This window comes from Photobacterium sp. TY1-4, assembly GCF_025398175.1.
Classification (GTDB): Bacteria; Pseudomonadota; Gammaproteobacteria; order Enterobacterales; family Vibrionaceae; genus Photobacterium.
The window spans coordinates 851250-874381 of the sequence record NZ_CP099735.1; the positions used below are offsets into that span (position 1 = coordinate 851250).

General features: G+C 54.7%; 20 protein-coding genes. 15 read left to right on the top strand and 5 right to left on the bottom strand.

Annotation, left to right across the window (positions count from 1 at the left end):
• Window positions 1–35: 35 nt before the first annotated feature.
• From NH461_RS20600 to NH461_RS20630, 7 genes are all read left to right on the top strand, one after another.
• Window positions 36–563 (top strand): HPP family protein, encoded by a 528-nt coding sequence (locus NH461_RS20600; RefSeq protein WP_261604469.1) that lies wholly within the window; start codon window positions 36–38, stop codon window positions 561–563.
• Window positions 564–568: 5 nt separating this feature from the next.
• A complete protein-coding gene (locus NH461_RS20605) occupies window positions 569–952 on the top strand; it encodes a 4-oxalocrotonate tautomerase family protein (RefSeq protein ID WP_261604470.1) in 384 nt (127 codons plus the stop codon).
• A 40-nt stretch (window positions 953–992) separates the two neighbouring features.
• Window positions 993–1391: a cupin domain-containing protein gene (locus NH461_RS20610; RefSeq protein ID WP_261604471.1), complete on the top strand. Its 399-nt coding sequence runs from the start codon at window positions 993–995 to the stop codon at window positions 1389–1391.
• A gap of 4 nt (window positions 1392–1395) precedes the next feature.
• Window positions 1396–2850, top strand: coding sequence for a CoA-transferase (locus NH461_RS20615; RefSeq protein ID WP_261604472.1), 1455 nt, complete (start codon window positions 1396–1398; stop codon window positions 2848–2850).
• A gap of 22 nt (window positions 2851–2872) precedes the next feature.
• Complete coding sequence (locus NH461_RS20620) at window positions 2873–4399, top strand: FAD/NAD(P)-binding protein (RefSeq protein WP_261604473.1); 1527 nt, start codon at window positions 2873–2875, stop codon at window positions 4397–4399.
• An 8-nt stretch (window positions 4400–4407) separates the two neighbouring features.
• Complete coding sequence (locus NH461_RS20625) at window positions 4408–5583, top strand: pyridoxal-phosphate-dependent aminotransferase family protein (RefSeq protein ID WP_261604474.1); 1176 nt, start codon at window positions 4408–4410, stop codon at window positions 5581–5583.
• Between the two features lie 264 nt (window positions 5584–5847).
• Complete coding sequence (locus NH461_RS20630) at window positions 5848–6276, top strand: hypothetical protein (protein WP_261604475.1); 429 nt, start codon at window positions 5848–5850, stop codon at window positions 6274–6276.
• A gap of 142 nt (window positions 6277–6418) precedes the next feature.
• Here the strand turns inward: NH461_RS20630 and NH461_RS20635 are convergent, their stop codons facing one another.
• The 5 genes from NH461_RS20635 to NH461_RS20655 form a co-directional block, all read right to left on the bottom strand.
• Window positions 6419–7438 carry an AbrB family transcriptional regulator gene (locus NH461_RS20635; protein WP_261604476.1) on the bottom strand — a complete coding sequence of 340 codons (1020 nt, stop codon included), beginning with the start codon at window positions 7436–7438 and terminating at the stop codon, window positions 6419–6421.
• A gap of 108 nt (window positions 7439–7546) precedes the next feature.
• Complete coding sequence (locus tag NH461_RS20640) at window positions 7547–8773, bottom strand: acetyl-CoA carboxylase biotin carboxylase subunit family protein (protein ID WP_261604477.1); 1227 nt, start codon at window positions 8771–8773, stop codon at window positions 7547–7549.
• A gap of 24 nt (window positions 8774–8797) precedes the next feature.
• Window positions 8798–9523 carry a 2OG-Fe dioxygenase family protein gene (locus tag NH461_RS20645; RefSeq protein WP_261604478.1) on the bottom strand — a complete coding sequence of 242 codons (726 nt, stop codon included), beginning with the start codon at window positions 9521–9523 and terminating at the stop codon, window positions 8798–8800.
• Window positions 9524–9861: 338 nt separating this feature from the next.
• Window positions 9862–11502, bottom strand: a complete 1641-nt coding sequence (locus tag NH461_RS20650; protein WP_261604479.1) for a methyl-accepting chemotaxis protein — start codon at window positions 11500–11502, stop codon at window positions 9862–9864.
• Between the two features lie 219 nt (window positions 11503–11721).
• Window positions 11722–12600: a LysR family transcriptional regulator gene (locus tag NH461_RS20655; RefSeq protein WP_261604480.1), complete on the bottom strand. Its 879-nt coding sequence runs from the start codon at window positions 12598–12600 to the stop codon at window positions 11722–11724.
• A 179-nt stretch (window positions 12601–12779) separates the two neighbouring features.
• On the opposite strand from NH461_RS20655, the gene NH461_RS20660 reads away from it, so the two are divergent.
• From NH461_RS20660 to guaD, 8 genes are all read left to right on the top strand, one after another.
• Window positions 12780–13841 carry an alkene reductase gene (locus NH461_RS20660; RefSeq protein WP_261604481.1) on the top strand — a complete coding sequence of 354 codons (1062 nt, stop codon included), beginning with the start codon at window positions 12780–12782 and terminating at the stop codon, window positions 13839–13841.
• Window positions 13842–13851: 10 nt separating this feature from the next.
• Window positions 13852–14580 carry a pirin family protein gene (locus tag NH461_RS20665; RefSeq protein WP_261604482.1) on the top strand — a complete coding sequence of 243 codons (729 nt, stop codon included), beginning with the start codon at window positions 13852–13854 and terminating at the stop codon, window positions 14578–14580.
• A 9-nt stretch (window positions 14581–14589) separates the two neighbouring features.
• Entirely contained in the window at window positions 14590–15189 is a 600-nt protein-coding gene (locus NH461_RS20670; RefSeq protein WP_261604483.1) for an isochorismatase family protein, read from the top strand.
• Between the two features lie 279 nt (window positions 15190–15468).
• Entirely contained in the window at window positions 15469–16200 is a 732-nt protein-coding gene (locus tag NH461_RS20675) for a GntR family transcriptional regulator (RefSeq protein ID WP_261604484.1), read from the top strand.
• A gap of 401 nt (window positions 16201–16601) precedes the next feature.
• Complete coding sequence (xdhA, locus tag NH461_RS20680; protein ID WP_261604485.1) at window positions 16602–18050, top strand: xanthine dehydrogenase small subunit; 1449 nt, start codon at window positions 16602–16604, stop codon at window positions 18048–18050.
• Entirely contained in the window at window positions 18043–20442 is a 2400-nt protein-coding gene (gene xdhB / locus NH461_RS20685) for a xanthine dehydrogenase molybdopterin binding subunit (RefSeq protein ID WP_261604486.1), read from the top strand. The genes xdhA and xdhB overlap by 8 nt, the downstream gene beginning before the upstream one ends.
• A 272-nt stretch (window positions 20443–20714) precedes the next feature.
• Window positions 20715–21566, top strand: coding sequence for a xanthine dehydrogenase accessory protein XdhC (gene xdhC / locus NH461_RS20690; protein WP_261604487.1), 852 nt, complete (start codon window positions 20715–20717; stop codon window positions 21564–21566).
• Between the two features lie 50 nt (window positions 21567–21616).
• Window positions 21617–22951 (top strand): guanine deaminase, encoded by a 1335-nt coding sequence (gene guaD, locus NH461_RS20695; protein WP_261604488.1) that lies wholly within the window; start codon window positions 21617–21619, stop codon window positions 22949–22951.
• Window positions 22952–23132 lie beyond the last annotated feature (181 nt).

The window sequence follows — 23132 nt, forward strand, 5'->3', positions numbered from 1 at the left end:
ATAACTTTGCATACCATTCGTAAGGAGATGAAAAAATGAAGAAACTTCGTGGGGGCGGCGCGTTACCGCCGAGACCGAAATTGATTCAGATGATGAAAGGACTGGTTGGCGGCTTCCTCGGGATTCTGACACTCAGTGTGCTGGGTCAGTCAACCGGCGTGCCATGGCTGATGGCACCTTTCGGCGCAACGTGTGTCATTTTGTTCGCCGCGCCGGCTTCACCACTGGCACAGCCACGGAATGTCATCGCCGGTCACCTGATCACTTCAGCCGTCGGGCTGGTTGCCCTGTATGCGCTCGGTGATTCAATCATCGTGATGTCGCTGGCGGTCGGGGTTGCCATCATGCTGATGCAGTACTTCCGTGCGGTTCATCCGCCTGCCGGTGCCAACCCGTTGGTCATTATTCTTGCCGGACAAGGGGTCATCGGATTTGACTACCTGATCACGCCGGTCTTGATCGGAAGTGTCACGCTGGTCGCCATCGCTTCAGTCATTAACAACTACGGCGAAGAAGGGAACTGGCCGGTTTACTGGCACGGCTTCAGCCGTCAGAAGGGGTAATCACAATGCCGAAACTTGATCTCACGTTGAATACGACGCTGCCGGAAGAAACGGTCAGCCAGGTCGTTGCCGGACTCACCGAGCTGACTCAGGCATTGCTGAACAAGCAGCCGGAAGTGACCCGAGTCCATGTTCATCAGCACCAAAGCCTGTGCTTTGTCAACGCGACCCGGGTGACCGAGCCGGCCGCCTTCGACCTGGCGATTTACATCACGGAGGGAACGAACACTGAAGAGCAGAAAGCGCAGTGGCTGCGGGCGACTTACCAGTTGCTCAGCGATGTGCTGGGAGAAGGGACAACGCAGCAGCCCAATTATATATCCATACACGAACTGGATGCCCGAAACTGGGGCTACAACGGCCTCAGCCAGTACGCCAGAAACCGTTAAGACCACACGATCTTACCCACAATAACAAGGAGATAAACACATGGAATTCACCGTACCACCTGAGTCAAGAGACGTTGTTCTGAAACTGGGTTTTGACAGCGACATCAGCCTGCCGGCCGAGCTGGATTTTCAGCCATACCAGCGCGGTTTGCGCGAAGGCGTTGATATTGCAGTGCTGTTTGATGAAACCGTGAATGATCCCAAAGGGCCTGATATGGCGTTCCTGCGCTATGAAGCCGGTGCTTATGTGCCTGGCCACGTTCACATGGGCTTTGAAACCGTGCTGGTTCTTCAGGGCGATTACATCGAAAACGGCCAGACATTTGCACCGGGTGCGTTGATTGTCCGCGCGCCCGGTACCTGCCACAGCATGGCCTCGAAAAACGGTTGTGTGATCCTGGCGTCTCGCTATCAACCGGTTAAACAGCTGGTCGAGTGATCTCATGAAGCAGACGACAGCAAAAGCCGTGGCTGAACTGATCGACAACGGTGCGGTGGTGATCCCCGGCGGGTTCGGGTGTTGCGGACATCCGGATCTGCTGACCGAGGCCCTCTCGGAGCGATTTGCCCGCGAGCAGCAACCCAAGGGACTGACCCTGCTGTTTGCCTCTGGTGCCGGAGACAAGCAAGGAAAAGGACTGGATAAACTGGCCCACCCCGGTTTGGTCAAACGCGCCATCGGCGGGTTCTGGGGATTCTGTCCGGCACTGACCCGGCTTGGCCGTGCGGGAGAGATCGACGCCCACAACTGGCCGATGGGAGTCATGAGCCACCTGTTTCGCGACATGGCATCGGGACTGGACGGCCATTTCAGCCGGGTCGGATTACATACGTTTGTCGACCCGCGCCTGGAAGGCGGTGCACTGGCGGAAGACACCAAACCGCTGGTTGAAGTGATTTCCGTCCGGGAGAAAGAGCAGCTCTACTACCCGAGTCCGGGAGCCGACTTCGCCCTGCTGCGGGGAACCGTGGCCGATCGGCACGGCAATATCTCCATGGTCGGAGAAGCTGCCCTGCATGATGCGCTCTGGCAGGCCATGGCCACGCGGAACAACGGCGGTAAGGTCGCCGTGCAGGTCGAGTGTATCGTCCGGAGTCTGCCGGCGAATCAGGTCGATATTCCCAGCCACCTGGTCGACTTTGTGATTGAGGGCGGTGATCGCCACTATCCGAGTTACGGCTCGGCACAAGCGCTGGATGCCGTTCAGCAGGCGCTACTTCCGCCGGAAAAGATGTTGATCGTCAGCCGGGCCTGCAAGGAGCCGATCCCGGACGGGGCTTTCCTGAACTTCGGGATTGGGATCCCGGCCTTGGTCGGCGAAAGACTGGCTCACTTGAACAACCGAATCGATACTTCTGTCGAGTCCGGGGTGATCAACGGCAAGCCGAAAGAAGGCATTGCCTTCGGTGAAGCGACAGATTTCAGCAGTGTGATTCAGCAAGCCGATCTGTTCAGCTTTTATAACGGCGGCGGAATTGATGTGGCATTTCTGGGATTTGCCGAAATCGACCAGCACGGCAATATCAATGCCAGTGCATTCGGCGAGAAGCTGACGGGCGCAGGTGGGTTCATCAATATTGCCGCATCCGCCAAGAAGTTAGTGTTTTGCGGCACCCTGACCACCAAGGGCCTGCAACTCGGTAAAAACGGACGCGACATCCAGATCCAACAGGAAGGCGCAATACCGAAGTTTGTTGAACGCGTTCAACAGGTCACGGTCGCGACCCAACATCCGGACTTCTGGGATAAAGACATTAAAATCATTACTGAACGGGCTGTATTTTCCCTGCACAAAGGCGAATTTACCCTGGAAGAGCTGACCGAAGGGATTACGATCGACTCAGTACTCCGGGCTATCCCATTCAACATCAAGATTTCTCAAAATATTACGCAGTAGCTAGTAAATAAGGATATTTAACGTGAAAACAAACATCGTCATCGTTGGCGGTGGGGCTTCTTGCATCTCGTTTATCGATGCCCTGCTGAAAAAAAACTTACAAGAAAAATTAAATGAACTGTCACTGACTGTATTAGAGAAATCCAAGGAAATAGGACCGGGAAATGCATATTTCAGCGATTTAAAATCGAATCTTTTAAATACCAAGGCTGGTTATATTACGGTATTTAAAGATCATCCTGGTGATTTTTATCATTGGCTGGAATGCAACGAATATAAATGGAAACCTGATTTCCCGGAGCTGGAAATGACCCGCGATACGTATGCGCCCCGGGCACTGTTCGGGATGTATATGAAAGACGCTTTCTCTGCAATCTGTACCGAAGCCCGACGCAGCGGTATCCAGGTCAAAGTGATCCACGACGAAGCGGTCAAAGTCGAGCAAATTGAAAAAGACCAGATCAATGTCGTCACCCAAAACGGGGCTGTTATTGTCGCCGAGAAAGTCGTTCTGGCCTGCGGGACCCAGCAGCAGTCTGCAGTGCTGCCACCCTACAGCCATGACATTATTCATTCGCCGTATCCGACCCGCGAGCTGAAACAGAAAGTGCCGGCCGAAGACAGCGTGGCGATTATCGGCGCACGGCTCAGCGCCATTGACGCAACCATTGGCCTGATTGAAGGCGGTCATACCGGCCCGATCACCATCTATTCGCGCAGCGGTTATTTCCCGTTCGTTCGCGGGATTCAGGGGCGCTATAAGAATGCCTATCTCACTCCGGATTACATTGCCGAGCATTGTCCGGCGCTGGATTTCTATAAGCTGGGCGATCTGTACCAGCAAGAGCGTGAGCGTTACCGCGCCCAGTCGGAAAGTTCCTATTTCGAAGAGTTACCGCTCCCCAACCAACCCATCCGCGATCTGGAAGCGTTTCTGGAGAAAGAGCTGGCGATGGCGAAGCAAGATCGGGGCTGGCAGGCGATTCTGTACGATACCAACAGCGGGATCGATCAGATCTGGGATAGCCTGCGCGCCGATGATCAGGAGCGTTTTATGAAGGAGTTCTTCTCCTCAGCCATGTCACTGCGGGTTTCGATTCCGGCCGAGAATGCCGAAAAAATCCTCGGCTACCTGCGTTCGGGCCAGCTTAAGTTTGTTGCCGGGGCTTCGTCCGTCAAGGTCGAAGACGGGCAGCTTATGGTGCAGTGCAACGACAGCAGCACTCCAACCGGTAAGGTGATTTATGCCACCGGCAGCCCGAAATCGCTGAGCCAAATTGACTCTCCTCTGGTCCGTAACCTGATTGAAAGCGGCACCAGTGTTGAAAACAAGTTCGGTGGTCTGGATGTGTGCAAGTACGACTACGGCCTGTTCTGCAAAGACGGGCGGATGAACACCAGCATCTTCGCCATCGGCGAGCTGACTAGCGGACGCTTTTTGTTTACCAGTGCTCTGGACATTATTGTCCGGCACGCTCATGCCTGTGCTGACAGTGTCGAGAAGTTCATGATTGAACACGACTGTTCTCTGTCTTTGGCTAAATCCTAGGAGTTCACATGCATCTTTCTTTTATTCCGGAATCAACCCTGTTACTGGGCCCGGGCCCATCACCGGTCCATGATTCAGTGCTGGCTGCGACTTCGCAGCCAACCATCGGCCACTTAGACAAACAGTGCTTTGCGCTGATGAACGAAATCAAACAGATGTTACAGCAGGTTTTTCAAACCCGTAACGCGCTGACAATCCCACTGTCGGGACCAGGTTCGGCCGGGATGGAAGCCTGTGTCGCCAACCTGGTTGAGCCAAATGAAAAAGTGGTCGTGTGCATCAACGGTGCCTTCGGGCAGCGAATTGCCGACAGCGCGAGAAAAGTCGGCGGCAACGTCATCGAAGTGCGCACCGCCTGGGGCCGCCCGATCACCCCAACCGCCCTGCGTGACACCCTGACCCAACATCCCGATGCAAAGTCGGTCTGTTTCGTCCATGGTGAAACCTCAACCGGTGTTCTGAACGACGCGCAAGCGCTCTGTGCCGTCGCCCGTGAATTCGGTGCCCTGACAATTGTGGACGCCGTAACGTCACTGGGCGGCGTTGAAGTGAAAGTCGATGAATGGGGCATTGATGCTATTTTCTCCGGCACCCAAAAATGCCTGTCTTGCCCGCCGGGACTCTCGCCAATCAGCCTGAGTGAGCGAGCGGTGAACAAGCTGACCCAGCGGCAGTCCCCGATCCCAAGCTGGTTCCTCGACCTGTCGATGATCAGTAACTACTGGGATGTCTCGTCCCGGGCCTATCATCATACAGCGCCAATCAATGCCCTGTACGGCCTGCATCAGGCGCTGTCTAACGTGCTGGAAGAAGGCCGGGAGGAACTGATGGCACGACACGCCGAGTGTCAGGAACTCCTGATCTCCGGCCTTGAAACGCTGGGGCTGGAATGCCTGGTGGATAAGGACAGCCGCTTGCCGCAGCTCACGACGATTCTGATCCCCGACTATATGGATGATAAAGACTTTCGCGAGCAACTGATGGCGGAATATAAAATTGAAATCGGCGGCGGTATCGGTGAGCTGGCCGGTCAGGTCTGGCGTATCGGGCTGATGGGCAACGGCGCCCGGCCGGAGTATGTCGAGCAATTGCTGGATGCCATGTCGCGTCTGCACCTGCGCTCTTTCATTCAGATTGAAATGCAAGCCGACAGCGCCGCTCAGCCGGCCACTTGCCTCAACTAACTCCTTGCTCAACTAGCCCCAAGACTTCCCGGCCACCTGGCCGGGAAAACAAACCCAACTGACGGGAGCAGTCCGAGCGCCGGTTGATTCAACTGAATTCCATCCGGTCTGTTCCCTTCTTTAATCTGCTTTATTCGCGTTCTCATCTCAACCCTCCGCGACAACCCCACGCAACTTGGTTAAAATCCAATAAAAAGCAATCACTTAAATCAATAGTTCGAACGCATCAAATCAGGAGGTCCCATCAGCAAACCGTGGAGCAAGTTGAAAAAAGCAATCGAAGCCCTGTTTGATCCGACAGCCGGGTTGCAGATCCATTGCAATGTCTACCGAATGGGAAGCACGCGCGGAAGTACCCATTGCCCGCGCTACTGGATTGTTCAGGGGAAGACCATTATTTGGGATTATCCGAAAGACTTTTTGCCCCTAAACCAGACAGAGCATGCCGGACATTACCCCTATGTCAATGATGTCTCAGAAATCTCAGCTTTGCTTCGGCACTATATAGACACACCGAAAGCGGCGCTGATGACGACATCTTTCGATGACCGATGGGGACTGATCGATATGCTGCGTTGCGCTGATCGGCGGCTCGGGCTGAAACGCCTGGAGGAAACTTATGCTGAAACCGACATTCCGGCAATCCAAGCGATCCTTACAGCCAGAAATAAAGCCAATGTGATAGAAGGGTAATCAGCCCCTGAATTTGAAGACAATCGTGGATATTCAGTTCATCGTGCGCAGTTTAAGTTCAATGATCGCCTGCTCGAATAACACGAAGCAGGCAATCATCATCACGCCCTGTCATTGATTGCAAGGCAACGCACGATCAGCATCATCCCTCACTACGGCTCACTTCTCGCCCCGGGCGTAAAAACGGCTTCACGGCAAGTGGCAGCGAGTGAAGGATCACCATCCGGGTAATATGGTTGAGCATGATCAATGCCGGTTCCAATCCCAGATATATGGCAGCGACGGTCATGGCTTCAATGCTGCCCGGCACCCAGGACATCAACAGCACCACAAAACTCTGTTCCAGTATCTGGCTGAACACATACGCACACAGGAGCGTGACTCCGAGACTCAGGGTTGTCGCGATGACCCCTGAGCGCAGGTGGGTCGCAAACTCCCGGCCACTGACATCCACCAGCCGAATACCGATCAACGCCCCCAAGGCAGAAGTGGCGATAAACACCAGTACCGGCGGGATCGTCAGGCTGGCCTCCGGCATCATCACCCCGAAACCAATGGCCGTCAGCATCCCAGTTACCATGTACGGCGCAGGCACGCCGATTTTCTCCAGCACCACCCCGCTTCCCCAGGCGGCGGCTGCAACGGCCAGCAGCCAATAGGACTCTTCACCGGTAAAGAAATAAAATTCTGCCGCCTGGTTGTCCGCAGCAATCACCCCGGAGAGGATCACCAGCGTGACCAGACGCACCGTGTGGGTGAACACCACTTTGCCGGACGGTTTCTGCTGCGCTTCATTGAGCACCAGAACCGCGGCCATGGCGCCCGGCACCGAGCCCAGTAAACTATCCGTTTTCGACCACTGCTCTCTTTTATGCAGCCACCAATAGGAAATGCTGACCTGTCCGACCATACACGTGATCAGCCCCAGCAACATCAACGGCGGGAAACTCACCGCCCCTAAATCACTCGGCACCATCACCCCGACCCCGATGCCCAGCACCAACTGCACAAACGTCAGCGTCGGTCCCGGCAGAGACAGTCGACGTCCGACTTTCCCGGCCACCATCAGAAACACAATCGCCCCGAACATTGCGCCCAGCGGGATTTGGAGCCAAACAAACAACACAGACCCCAACAGGGACAACACCACAGCATTCAACATACAACCACCTCTTAATCGGGGTCAGGCGAGCCATACAACGGCTCGCCTGTTATTTCTCTTGATCGACTCATGACGCCTCACGGCGCGATGTCAGGAATCGGCAATCAATCAAGCCGGTTCCCATGCAGCTTGTTCATTAAACCATTGATGCAGCTCACCAAGACGAGATTCGACTTCCGATTCTGTCCGCCCCATGACAATCGCACTCATGATCTCCCCGTTGGTAAACGCCATCGGGGTGTATACTTCACCGATCCGGCCGGTAAAAGCGTATTTCTCGACATAATCCCGGTCACACGAAATCGGCGCATCCAGCAGCTTGCCGGCCATCGGCGGCACCAATAGCTGTCCGGCCAACCGTGCAGGACGTTCAAGCGGGACGGCAACCATGTCAGGGTCCCGCATGTACGCCAGATATGCCATCCGCAGATCCAGCCCCCAGGCGGCCCGGTGCTCGTCATTAACAAAGCAACCGCCGAGACGGCAGGCAATCTCACCCAACACAACTTCACCATCCGGTCGAACAAACACTTCAAGGTGGAACAACAGGGTCGGCTCGGAAGGCAATACCTCGCAGATGAGTTGATTGGCCATGGATTCAATCTGTTTGGCCAACGGCGTGTCCGGATCCAGCATCTGCAATCCGAGTGCCTTACCGGAGAGAAAATCAAGACAGGAAGACAGCGCCTTGCTGGTCGAAATCAGTACCGGGCGGCCATCGACAAACAAACCGTTGGTCTGGTAGTGCTCCCCTTCAACAAACTGCTCAACCATCAGGTTCAAAAAGCCGGTCCCCTCCTGCCGGGCAAGGTATGTCCTGGCATCCTCGTCACTGCGGATCACCATAACCCCGTTGGAGCCCCGGCCATCGCGCGGCTTGGCGACCACCGGATAGCCGTACCGGGCAATAAACTGGTCCAACTCGGTCGCATTGTTCAGCGTCGACATCGCCGCGATGGGGATCCCCGCTTCAGCCGCCAGAGATTTCATCAGGAACTTATCACGATAATACTGCACCCGCGCTTCACTGCCCTCGCTGACGCCCAGCCGATCATTCACCCGGGCCGCCCGCATCAAGTCAATTTCAGCCAAGGCGACAACCCGCGGGTTTTGCATTTGCAACGCCACCTGATAGACCTCAATTTCCACCTGCGGGTTGTCGTTAAAACGATCCATATAATGCACCTTGAATCGTTCAGCCAAGTGAGCTGTCAGTGCATCCCGACCGCTGGTACAGGTGAAAATAACCGCGTTTTCTCCCGCTGCGGCAATCAAATCGTCGACCGTGTGCTGGAGCAATATTTTCGGTGGGCATAGAACAATCAAATGATTCATCTGTTTCTTCCTTGTCGTTCTGGATCAGCGCTGAGCAGTTTCTGATGGGGTTCGAAGGGATTCACGACCGGGGCCGAGCTGGTTGACGGTAAACACGAACATATCCCGGTGTCCGTGACCCGGCAGCAACGGCACGATCGGCGACACGTAATGGCGATACGCGCGATCGTCAAACAGCAGCAGTTCACCGAATCCCAGCTGCTCGTCGGCCACCACCGCAGAGCCTTTCAGCACCACCGAATTACCGCCGGTAATATTCTGCTTCCCCATGCACAAGGTGCAGATGTAATCAAACCCATCCTGATGGATCCCCTCCGGTGCAGGGTAACCCACCGCCTGATCTGACGCGGTGATCCGAATTTGGTGGATGCCGATTTCGGCATATTTCAGCCCCAGCGTTTGCATCAGGTAAGGGATCACACGCTCCTGGCAGAAATGCTGAGCAACGGTATCCAGGAGCTCAAACTCACGGCGGATCCCACCGGAATAGCCATTGATATCCGAAGATTGGTAGAAAACATTATTGACCCGATGAAACGTCACTTCCCAGGGGTCAACATGACAGCGAGAGAAACGACGCTGGCGAAACGACTCTCCCGGTTTCAAATAAGGGTCTTCACGCAGATGGTTGAAGCTGCCAAGTAAGCGGGGATAAGCATCAAAGGTATAGATGGTAGCAGCCAGGCTATCTTTCAGGCGCAGCGCCTCTGCCGGAGCTGACACAGGTGTAGGGCAAGTTGCAAGTTCCACGACATCCGTCCTTGAAAACAATTGAATACAATGAAAACACAATCAACAACAAAACCCTGACATAAAAGCAACCATATGAACATACTTTCGTATTGCAACTTGATCCCAGATCTCAAACATTACTCCGTCGTATTGATTTAATCTGGTTATATATTTTACAAAACAATTTCAAAGAAAAATTAATAACTGCAACATGGTACTTTGAGTACACCCCTTCCCCTGCCATCCTGCTCAGAACTTCCTGCTGCACCCGAGCGAAAAACCAACAGTTCATTCACGATAATGGCATTGCATAACCCAGGTGTCCGTTGGCAAACCCGGGCCGCGATCAAATGTCATTAGACCCGGAAGAATCCCACCGCTTGCTTCAGCTCCCCCGACAACTGGTTCAGCGCTTTGCCCGCCTGTTCGTTCGTGTTCATCAATCGGATGGATTCAGACGACATGTCGGAAATTTTCCCCATATCGGAAACGATCTCGCCCACCACATCCACTTGCGCCTGCGTGGCTGAGACCACCTCGCGGATCCGGTTCAGCGTATCTTCGGCCTGTTGCTCAATATTCATCAACAGTTCGCTGGCCTGCGCAGTTTTGACATTGCCCTCGGCGACCTGAGGCTGCGTCGCCTGCATTGCCTTCACACTAATCGCCGTCTGAGACTGCACTTCACTGATTAAAGACTCGATCTGCGACGTGGCTTCGCCGGTGCGTTGCGCCAACTGGCGTACTTCATCGGCAACAACCGCAAAACCGCGACCCGACTCCCCGGCCCGCGCCGCTTCAATCGCCGCGTTTAAAGCCAGCAGGTTGGTTTGTTCAGAAATACCGCTGATCACATTCACAATGCCGCCGATATCTTTGGTTTTCGCTTCCAGCAACTGGACTTGTGCGACCGTGGCATTGACGGTTTCAGCAATGGTTTCCATCTGCTGCGCCACCGCAAACACCAAGGCGCGTCCCTGGCGGGCATTGTCCGTCGTCATCACCGAGTTACTTTCCGTTTGATTCGCCACGTCGGCAATCTGATCGATGGTGTCACGCATGCCTTCAAGTCGCCCCAAAGTTTCAGCCGTGACACTTGCCTGACGCTCAGCAGACTTGAGCACCCGGCCAGCCCCACCGGATACTTCCTCGGCTTGTTCGACAATCTGCGTCGAAGCGCCGGCAATATTGCTCACAATCCCCGTCAACGTCGCGGACATTGTCGAAAGAGAGTCGAGAATACTTTCACTCGGGCGCGCACCATAATCATGGGTTAAATCGCCATTCGCCATCAACTGGATCGCTTTCTGGGCCTCAAAAGGCTCACCACCCAGAGAGCGCCGGAAGCTGCGTTCAATCACCACCGCAACCACCAGTGAAATCGCGATGGCAATGCCCGTAAGCACCAGCATCAATTCTTCAAAGCCACTCGCCACCGCGCGAGCCTCCGGCGTCATCTTCTGATTCAACCCTTCCTGGAAATCAATGAACCGGTTGATCGCATTCAACCAGTCCACAAACGCCGGGCGGGCTTGCTCCAACAACATCGCCGTTGTGTCGATGCCTTGCTTTTTATCCGCAATAATCGCCTGAACCAGTGGCAAGGTTTTCTGCTGGATCTGATCAATCGTGCGCAGCATCGACAGCTCTTCCGGTGTAAACACAACGCCCCGGTTGATCATCTGGTTCATGTTGCCCTCAGAGTCGCGATAAAAGCGCTCCAAACGTTTAATTTCGCCTTCCAGCCCCGCCAGTTCGCTCGCATTGCGCGCCATCGCCACATCGCGAATTGCAATCGCGCGATCATGCACACTGCCGCGGAAGTTGATCGCATACCGTTGTTTGAGGGAATTGATATCGGTCATCTGGGCTAAAGCCGTATCAATCTGATTGACCTTCTGGATGCCGAGTATCGTCAACAGCAACATCAAACAAAGCAGCGTGCCAAAGCCGAGTATCAGACGGGTTTTCACTTTCAACTGTAAGACGTAATTCATCCTCTTCCCCCAATCATTCCCGCTGAATCAAATCAGCGTGTTCCTGTTATTGTTCTTCGCCAAGCCCCTGCATCACCGATTAACTGATGACAGTCAGCGCATCGTCGAAGCTTAAAGAACACCGGGACAAGGGGCTAATGGGACTTGGCTATTTCTTTGATAGGGAAGGACTATTGGTGGGGATAGTATCACTGGGTAAACAGGCACCAAAGTCCCTGTTTACCCAACACTATCGAGCCTGTCTCGCAAGAAATCAAGAAACACCCGAACTTTCGCCGGGAGCAACCGTGTTTCGGTCAGAGCATAAACCGGTAGGGGTTTCGCGAACCAACCGGGAAGCACCGGAACCAGCAGTTGCTGCGCCAGCTCTTCAACAATCGCCGGCGCAGGAATCTGAATGATCCCCTGTTCTAAGGCAGCCAAACGTTTCATCATCCCGACATTATTCAGCATAAATCGCCCGCCGACCTTCACCTCGACGACTTCATCGGCTTTTTGCAGCCGCCACCCTTCAGACTTCGGAAAATCAATACAGCTGTGGTTAACCAACTGAGACGGGTGATCGAGCTCCCCTGCCCGCGCCATATATCCCGGCGCGGCAAATAACTGCGATTGAAACTGCATCAGTTTGCGCGCGATCAGGGTCGAATCAGACGGCTCGCCCATGCGAATCGCAACATCGACATGATCAGACACCAAATCAGCATGCTTGGGCGTCATGTCCAGTTCAAAGTTGATCCCAGGATATGCGCTTGCAAAATCGACCAGCACAGGCGCCAGGAAAATCGTCGCGAAGTCGACCGGCACCGACACTCGCAACCCGCCACTTGGCTGGGCCAGCATTTCTCCCAGTTGTTCATGCGCGAGTCTGGCTTCATCGACGATTCGCTTACAGCGCTCATAGTAAATCTGCCCCGCTTCGGTCAGCTCGACTTTGCGTGTGGTCCGGTGCAATAGCCGAAGTCCGATCTCTTTTTCTAACTTACTGATCCGGCGGGATAACGTTGAGCTGGGCATCTCCAGAGATTCTGCCGCGCGTCGAAAATTCATCACTTTGCACACTTCAACAAACAGTGCCATATCATTCAGCAGTTCCATATCAATTGCTCCACTAGTGCATCAATTATTTCCATTTTTACCTATTTATCTCAGTGATGCACTCATCAATACTATGTCCAACGATTGATTGCACCTTTGTTGAGCCCTCTGCGGTGTCTGGTTTGCGATCAAGTTTCAGTCAACACGACATATATCACCGATACAGGAAGGACAATCTGATGAACACACTCTTTGAACCTGTCACTGTCGGCCGCGACCAACTGGCCAACCGTCTCGTCATGGCGCCCATGACCCGCTCCCGCGCCCAGTTTGACGGCACGCTTGGTGAACTGGCCGCCGAATACTATACCCAGCGCGCCAGCATCGGCCTGATTGTCAGTGAAGGGGCCCAGCCCTCTGAAGACGGTCAGGGCTACTTAGCCACACCGGGGATCTACACAGATGCCCATGTCGCCAGCTGGCGAACAATCACTCAATCCGTCCATCGTCAGGGCGGCCGGATTTTCATTCAGTTGATGCATGCCGGTCGGATGTCGCACCCGGACAATACGCCTCACCATCGTCAGGGGGTCGCTCCTTCAGCCATTGCTCCGGACGCTGAAATGTTTACCGCCACCGGTATGCAGACCATCCCGACCCCGCACGCCCTGAGCACCGACGAGGTACGCCAGACGGTTGAAGACTTTCGCTATGCAGCACGGCGGGCCATTGAAGCCGGAGCTGACGGCATCGAGCTCCACGGCGCCAATGCGTACCTTATTCAGCAGTTCCTGGCCCCAAGTGCTAACACCCGTACCGACAAATACGGCGGGTCGCTCGAAAACCGTGCCCGCTTTGCTATTGAAATCGCGAAAGCTGTGGTTGAGGAAATCGGCGCAGATCGTACCGCTATCCGCCTTTCTCCGGGCACGGCAATCTGGGGAATCGATGAAGGAGAAGAAGGCCCGGCGCTCTACCGATATCTGGTCGGAGAGCTCAATAAACTGGGTCTGGCCTACCTGCACATCATGCATTTAGGTAACGAGCCACTGCTCCATGACCTGAGACAAATTTGGCAACACACCCTGATTGTCAACCGTCCCAGCCGGCCGCGTGAAGAAATCGGTGATGATATCGCCTCCGGCCTGGCGGACTTAGAGTCCTACGGGGAAATGGTCCTGGCCAACCCGGATTTTGTGGCACGGTTGCAAGCCGGCTGGCCCATGAATGATGCCGATCGCAACACCTACTATGGTGGGACGGAGCGCGGCTATACCGACTATCCTGTGTACAGTGAATAAGGAGAGTAGCATGCCTGTGATTACATCAACCCGGCTTATCACCCATGGCAGCCATTTCCGGGCCTATTCATTGCGAGATGAAGCGAAATTGCTCAGTCCTTTTCTCGGGGTTGACCATGCATGGATGAGCGGGCCGACATTCCCGGCCCACTCCCATACCGGGTTATCAGCAGTCTCTTATCCTTTTTTAGATTCTGCAACGGGGATAGATAACCGGGATTCACTGGGAACCCATAACCTGATCAAGCCGGGGGGCCTGCACTGGACGGCCGCTGGCAGCGGCATTGTGCACGAAGAGGTCCCGGCAGAGCCCGGTAAGACCGTTCACTCGCTACAAATTTTTGTCGACCTGCCGGTCGATAAAAAGAACATGGCACCGCAACCTTTCATTCTGGAGGCTGAAAGTGTGCCGTCGGTGAACGTGCCCGGCGCCCGCATCCGGGTCCCAGTCGGAAGCTATGGGGATATCACCTCACCGCTGAGCGCCCCAACGGCCGTTACATTACTGGATATCACGTTAGATCAGGGCGCAACCGTTGAGGTACCGGTTACTGGCGGTCACAACGCTTTTGTAATGCCCATTTTCGGAGCAGTCTCAGTCAATGAACAAACGTTTCGTCCGGATGATCACAAACTACCCGTGTTTCCGGCAACTGCGACACAACAGGTGATCGCATTAACCGCACACGACAACAGTGCAAAAGTCATGTTTTTCAGTGGGAAACCACTCAATGCTTAAGAGGACATCATGATGAGTTTCGAACGATTTACAGCCGACAATGCAACCATGCTGCTCATTGACCATCAGGTCGGCACCATGGGCTGGGTTCAGTCTATCTCGCAAGAGGAAATGAAGCGCAATGCGCTGATGCTGGCAAAAACTGCAAAAATCCTGAAAATGCCTGTCGTATTCACCTCGAGCATGGAAGAGCACGCTCAGGGTCCATTGATGGATGAGCTGGCACAGGAATTACCGCAAGCCTTTGCTGACCGCATCAAACGACTCGGGATTGTCAATGCGATGGATGATGAGAACTTTGCCAGGGCCACCAAAGCACCGGGCCGCAAGAAGATCATCATTGCCGGTGTCACCAATGACGTATGCACCGTGTATCCTGCTTTAACTTTGGTATCTGAAAGCTATGATGTTCAGGTTGTGGCGGATGCCGGCGGCTCCCCCAGCAAAATGGGAGATGAGATGGCACTGCGGCGAATGGAGAAGGCCGGGGTCATCCTCACCAGCACCAACCAGCTTATTGCCGAACTGGTCGGTAGCTGGGCAACGCCGGAAGGTACGCAAATAATTCAGGAAGTTATGATGCCGGCGTTACAGGCACAATCGAGCTAACCCCTGTTGAGGCGCTTTATTCTGATAATAGGCGCCTTATCTCAAGAGTCAGACTCCCATACTCGGATTAAAAAGTGATAGGTATGAGGGAGCTACCAGAATAATCCCCACCCAACCTGTATACAAAAACTTCCGCTGTAATTGTGCACAATGTTGGTGATTTTTCCTCGCAAGCTGTAAAATGGCTCACACTTATGGATACCTGATGCTATCGGCTGCAACAAAGTTCAGTATGATGGCATGCTTAGGAAAATGAACAAGTTGAGGGTTATTGCTCCGATGGGAAGCCTTAAAAGTTCGATGAAACCAGCCACCAAAACGAAAAGTGCCGGCCAGTCTCAGGATGATGTCGTCTATTGCCACATTTTTGATGCCATTCTGGAGCAGCGCCTGCCGCCTGCAACCAAGCTCAGCGAGGAAGCCCTGGCTGAGATTTTTGGCGTCAGCCGAACCATTATCCGCCGTGCCCTGCTGCGCTTGTCGCTGGAGCAGGTGGTCGACATCCGCCCGAACCGGGGCGCGATGGTGGCTTCACCGTCGGTCGATGAAGCCAAGCAAATCATCAAAGCCCGTGAAGTGATGGAGCTGGCGATTATTGAGCTGGCTGTTCAGCATGCCACCAAAGCCCAGATCGATGAATGCCGCAAGCTAGTCGAGAAAGAGAACAAAGCCTTTGAGCAAGGTGACTACGGCAGCGGCCTGCGCCTGTCGGGCGAGTTCCATATCAAACTGGCTGAAATGGCGGAAAACACGCCGCTGCTGGCTTTCCAGCGCAGCCTGGTGTCTCAGACGTCCCTGCTGATCGCCCAGTATGAAACCGGCAGTCACGCCAACTGCTCTCAGGACGAGCACAGTCATCTGCTCGATGCCATTGAGGCTGGCGATACCGCCAAAGCGCTCGCACTGATGCAGGAGCACTTGGATCACATCCGCTCGAAACTGAACCTGGATGGCCGGACCGCCTCCAGCGATCTGCACGTGGTGTTCTCAAACGTGCTGAAAAATCGGTAATCATCGCCGCGTTGGCGTGAATCCTCACTTCAATATCAACAGGCCGCTGCAAGTGGCTTGTTTCGTTTTAACCCCTTCCCCGGCGTCCAGCGTGCTGTCTATATCTGAGTGCTCTCAGGCTGCAGATCTGTTGATGAATTGGCATTGCACACAAAGTTGAAACAAAATTGTGTACAGTTTTTCAAGCCGCTATTTTTTGCCTCAACAGCAAATAATCCCAACCCAGGTCATTGTTAACACAACAACCCTCTATATCTGTCTTACTTTGCAGTGAATCCCCCCATCGGCATGTTACCAGATTGTAAAATTTAAAGTTGACCCCCGAGTCAGATTGACCAATTATTGACCCAAAGGTCAGAAAAAATACATCTATCTCGTGAGTCAATGTACAAGGAGGTCTCTTGATTACTTTTTTGCTCAATCAAGAAATCCAGCAAGAAGAAAACTTGTCTCCCAACATGACAGTGCTGAACTATCTGCGCACCGTCCAGAAGAAAACGGGGACCAAGGAAGGTTGCGGCTCAGGTGACTGTGGCGCCTGTACCGTGGTTCTGGGGGAGTTAGTCGATGGCCGGTTGGAATACCGCTCCGTCAACTCCTGCCTGACGTTTATCTCTACGCTGCATGGCAAGCAGCTGATCACCGTTGAAGATCTACAAAATAAAGACAAATCCCTACACCCGGTGCAACACGCCATGGTTGAGTTTCATGGCTCACAGTGCGGCTACTGTACCCCCGGTTTTATCATGTCGATGTTCGCGCTGAGTAAGAACAGACCGGCTGCCGATAAAACCGATGTGATGGAATCACTGGCCGGCAACCTGTGCCGTTGTACCGGTTATCGGCCAATTGTCGAGGCTGCGCTGTCGCTATCCGGCAACGAACCCATGCGGGATCAGTTTGCCGCACTGGAGCGCGATACCATTGCCAAGCTGGAAACGATTCAGATGACATCAGCAACCCTCACCGATGGCCGCTTGCAGTCTTTCTCACCCCGCTCAACCGACGAGCTAGCGCTGCTGTTTCAGGAATACCCGAACGCGAAACTGGTCGCCGGCGGCACCGATCTGGCGCTGGAAGTCACCCAGTTCCACCGGGAAATTGAAACCCTGATCAGCGTCAATCAGGTCGAGGACATGAAAGTCTGCACCGAAACCGACGATACCCTGCTAATTGGCGCCAACGTGCCAATTAGCGATGCCTATCCGTTGCTCAATACCTACTTCCCGGATTTTGGTGAACTGCTGCATCGCTTTGCCTCCCTGCAAGTACGCAATCAGGGCACACTGGGTGGGAATATTGCCAATGCCTCTCCCATCGGCGATACCCCACCTCTGCTGCTGGCGCTGGATGCCAAAATCAAGCTTCGCTGCGGCGACACCAGCCGGATCCTGCCGCTGGAAGAGTTTTTCATCAGCTATAAAGTCACCGCGCAGCAGCCGGGTGAGTTCATTGAGCAGATCATCATTCCGAAACCTGAGGCCGCTGCCCAGTTCCGGGCCTACAAGCTCTCGAAGCGTCTGGACGATGACATCTCGGCCGTCTGCGGCGGGTTCAACATCACCCTTCGTGACGGCGTGGTCACAGATGCCCGCATCGCGTTCGGCGGTATGGCGGCGATCCCCAAGCGTGCCAGCCACTGTGAAGCCAGCCTGATCGGCCAGCCGTGGCAAAACGACACCATCAGCAAGGCCATGCAGGCGCTGTCGCAGGACTTCCAGCCGCTGTCCGATTTCCGGGCCAGCCAGGAATACCGCACCCTGACCGCGGCCAACATGCTTCGCCGTTTCTATATCGAGCAGCAGAACCAGGATAACCATATCGAAACGAGGGTCACGTCATATGTCTAACGCCAATCACAACACATTGAGCCACGAAGACATGGTGGCCATCGCCAAGCAGGATTTGAAAACCGGCGTCGGGAAAAGCGTCAAACACGACAGTGCCCCGAAGCAGGTCACCGGCGAAGCCATCTATATTGATGATCGGCTGGAGTTTCCCAATCAGCTCCACGTCTATGCACGGTTGAGTACCCAGGCCCACGCCAAAATCACCAAGCTGGACGTCTCGCCCTGCTATGAGTTTGAAGGCGTCGCGATTGCGATCACCAGCCAGGATGTTCCCGGCCAGCTGGATATCGGCGCTGTGCTGCCCGGCGATCCGCTGCTGGCTGACGGCATCGTCGAATACTACGGCCAGCCGGTGCTGGCGGTTGCCGCCGGCGATCTGGAAACCGCCCGCAAAGCGGCGATGGCGGCAATTGTGGAATATGAGCCGCTACCCGCGATCCTGGATGTCAAAGAAGCGCTGGCAAAAGAGCACTTCGTCTCCGGCAGCCACCAGCAAAAACGCGGTGATGCAGCCGCGGCCATTGCTGATGCCAAGCACGTGATTGAAGGCGATCTCGACATCGGCGGTCAGGAGCACTTCTACCTGGAAACCCAGGTCAGCAGCGTGATGCCGACTGAAGATGGCGGCATGATCGTATACACCTCGACCCAGAACCCGACCGAAGTGCAGAAACTGGTCGCCGAAGTGCTGGGCGTGCCGATGCACAAAGTGATCATCGACATGCGTCGGATGGGCGGTGGCTTTGGCGGCAAAGAAACCCAGGCAGCGGCACCGGCCTGTATGGCAGCGGTGATTGCCCGTTTGACCGGCCGTCCAACCAAAATGCGCCTGCCGCGCAATGAAGACATGACCATGACCGGCAAGCGCCACCCGTTTTACAACCAGTACCGGATCGGCTTTGATGATCAGGGCGTGATCCAGGGCGCCGAAATCACGGTGGCCGGGAACTGCGGTTACTCGCCCGATCTATCCAACTCGATTGTCGATCGGGCCATGTTCCACTCCGATAACGCCTACTACCTCGGCAATGCCACGGTCACCGGCCACCGCTGCAAAACCAATCTCGCCTCCAACACTGCCTACCGCGGTTTCGGTGGGCCGCAGGGAATGATGACCATTGAGCACATCATGGATGAGATTGCCCGCTATCTGAACAAAGATCCGCTGGACATACGCAAAGCCAACTATTACGGCGGCGAAGGACGCAACATCACCCACTATTACCAAACCGTGGAAGACAACTTCCTGTCGGAGATCACCGAGCAACTTGAGCAGAACAGCGACTATCATCAGCGCCGCCGGGACATCGCCGAGTTTAACCGCACCAGCCCGATCCTGAAAAAAGGCCTGGCGATCACCCCGGTCAAGTTCGGGATCTCATTTACTGCGACCTTTCTGAACCAGGCCGGGGCGCTGATCCATATCTACACCGATGGCAGTATTCATCTAAACCACGGCGGTACGGAAATGGGTCAGGGGCTGAACATCAAGGTCGCCCAGATCGTCGCTCAGGAGTTCCAGGTCGATGTTGACCGGATCCAGATCACCGCCACCAATACCGACAAGGTACCGAACACTTCGCCCACTGCCGCGTCCTCCGGTGCAGATCTGAACGGCAAGGCGGCGCAGAATGCGGCCCAGACCATCAAACAGCGTCTGGTCAACTTTGCTGCCGGTCACTTCAAAGTAACCCCGGAAGAGGTGATCTTCAAAAACGGTATGGTCCTGATCCGCGAAGACATCATGACCTTCGAAGATTTTGTCCAGCTGGCCTACTTCAATCAGGTGTCGCTATCGAGTACCGGCTTCTATCGCACGCCGAAGATCCACTATGACCATGAAAAAGCCCGCGGCCGCCCGTTCTACTACTACGCCTACGGCGCGTCTTGCTCTGAGGTGCTGGTCGATACCCTGACCGGGGAATACAAGATCCTGAGGGTGGATATCCTCCACGATGTCGGCGCGTCGCTGAACCCGGCGATTGATATCGGCCAGATTGAAGGCGGTTTTGTTCAGGGGGCAGGATGGCTGACCACCGAAGAACTGGTGTGGAATATCGACGGTCGCCTGATGACCAACGGCCCGGCCAGCTACAAGATCCCGGCGATTGCCGATATGCCGATTGATTTTCGCACTCACCTGCTGGAAAACCGCAGCAATCCGGAAGACACCGTGTTCCATTCCAAAGCGGTCGGTGAGCCGCCGTTCATGCTGGGGATGTCGGTCTGGAGTGCGCTCAAAGATGCGATTGCCTCAGTGGCCGTCGAGGGTGCGATTCCGAAACTCGACACCCCGGCTACACCGGAGCGGGTGCTGATGGCGATTCAGGCCGTCAGCAACGGCGCCCCCCAACCGAGCGCCACCAACAAGGATGAAACCGTGGCGGCATGAAACCATAGCGGGGCAATCCGGCTCATACCAGAACGACTGAGCGGAATGCGAACGTAACATTAATACCAATCAAAGTAAGTAAGTGATCAGAAATAGCGCAGGAAAAATGTTTGAGAACCAGGCAGAACTTTTGGATAAGTAGTTATTCTACAATCAAAAGTTCTAACGCAGTTATCGAGCATTTTAACAAGCTAGGATGACCAGTTATTTACTGCGATTGGTATAAAGCTGCGGCCAACCACCGCAGCCGACAGAACCAAAAGGGGATCACCATGTTTAAAGATAACTGGATTCACGAACTGGCAAAGTGTGAGGCAAACTGTGAGCCCTGCGTCATCGTCACGGTACTGGAAGATCGGGGCTCCGTGCCCCGTGATGCCGGGACCAAAATGCTGGTGACGCGCGATCGGATCATCGCCACCATCGGCGGCGGCCACTTAGAGCATGTCGCCACCCAGCAGGCCCGTGAAATGCTGCTGGCCGATGCCGCCTCGCTGAAGATTGAACGCTTCAACCTCGGGGCGCGTCTCGGGCAGTGCTGCGGCGGCATGGCAACCCTCAGCTTTGAACCCATCGGCACCCAGGAAAAACACCTGGTGCTGTTCGGGGCCGGACACGTGGCCAAAGCCCTGGTGCCGATCCTGGCAAGCCTGCCGTTTCGGGTCACCTGGATTGATTCCCGTGCCAAAGAGTTCCCGGACACCCTGCCGCAAGGCGTGAGAAAAGTAGTCTCGGACGATCCCGTCGGTGACGTGTCGCAGCAGCCGCCCAACAGTTACTACCTGGTGATGACCCATAATCACCAGCTAGACTTTGATTTAGCCAGAGCAATTATTGATCGTGCCGACAGCCGCTATTTCGGGCTGATTGGCTCGCTGACCAAACGGAAAAAATTCGATATGCGGTTAGTCCAGCGGGGCTACAGTGAGTCGCAAATTCATTCCATGATCTGCCCGATTGGGATCAGCATGGTGAACGGCAAACACCCGGCAGAGATTGCGGTCTCCGTGGCCGGAGAACTGATCGCCCACTATCAGGGACAGCCGCTTGAAGAAAAACGTCCGCAATCGGACAATGAAGCGGTGGCCGTGAGTAACCACTCGCAGGAAGCAAAAATCGCCTAAACGTCAGCAGGTTCAACCGCTCAGGCCAGCATTTGCAAGGAAGAAGTCATATGAGTACCCAGCGTCAGGCCTACCGGGCCAGTATTTTACACAGTCTCGCCGATCCCGCCGTTGTGGGTCAGGAGGACTCTTACCAGTATTTTGAAGACGGTATCCTGGTGGTCGAGAACGGCCACATCGTCGATATCGGGGAAGCTGAAGCCGTGCTGGCACGTCAGGGAGACACCCTGGCGATCACCGAATATCAGAACAAACTGATCACCTCGGGGTTTATCGACACCCACATTCACTACCCGCAGACCGGGATGATTGCCTCCTACGGCGAGCAGCTGCTCGACTGGCTGGAAAACTATACCTTTCCGGAAGAAGAGCGCTTTAAGAATCCGATGTACGCGCTGAAAGTCGCCCGGCTGTTTTTCGATGAGCTGGCGCGCAACGGCACGACCACAGCGCTGGTGTTCGGCACGGTCCATAAATCCTCAGTCGATGTCTTTTTCGAAGAAGCGGAAAAGCGCAACCTGCGCATGATCGCCGGGAAAGTGTTGATGGATCGGAACGCGCCGGATTATCTGACCGACACACCGGAGTCCGGCTATGCCGACTCGAAAGCGCTGATCGACAAATGGCACAAACGCAGCCGCTTGCTCTATGCGGTCACCCCACGCTTTGCGCCCACCAGCACCGATGAACAGTTGGCCATGGTCGGCAAGCTGCTGAAAGAATACCCGGATGTGTACCTGCACACCCACCTGTCCGAGAACAAGAAAGAGATCGAATGGGTGCTGGAGCTGTTCCCGGAGCGGGAAAGTTACCTCGATGTGTACGACCACTACGGCCTGCTGCATGAACGTGCCGTATTTGCCCACGGGATCCACTTATCCGACTGTGAATGTCAGCGCCTGGCGGAAACCGACTCGGCCATCGCCTTCTGTCCGACCTCGAACCTCTTCCTCGGCTCCGGCTTGTTTAACCTGCCGAAGATGGAAGCGTTTAAGATCAAAGTCGGCATGGGCACCGATGTCGGCGCCGGCACCAGCTTCTCGCTGCTGCAGACCATGAGTGAAGCTTACAAAATCATGCAACTACAGCAGAAGAAACTGCATCCGTTCAAATCGCTCTACCTGGCGACTCTTGGTGGCGCCCATGCCCTGCACCTGGACGATAAAATCGGGAATCTGGAAGTGGGCAAAGAAGCCGACTTCGTGGTGCTGGATCTCCATGCCACGCAACTGATGAGATTCAGAATGCAGCAAGCGCGCACGCTGGAAGAGAAGCTGTTCGTACTCATGAGCCTCGGCAGCGACCAGGCCGTCCACCAAACCTACATCTACGGCGATCTGGCCTATTCTGCCAACGCGAATCAATCCCGTAAAATCGCCAGCTAACTCACCCTGATTTTCCCTCGGCGCTTCGTCTGTGTTGACGTCTCCTTCGCAGCGAAGCGCCACCTTTTCTACTCTATCGTCAGCATGATGGAAAATGTTCCCTGATTAGTCAGCTAACCTGATAAACAAGTGTGACCTTAACTGAACCAATTAATAAAATAATCTCCGTTAAGGATGTTTT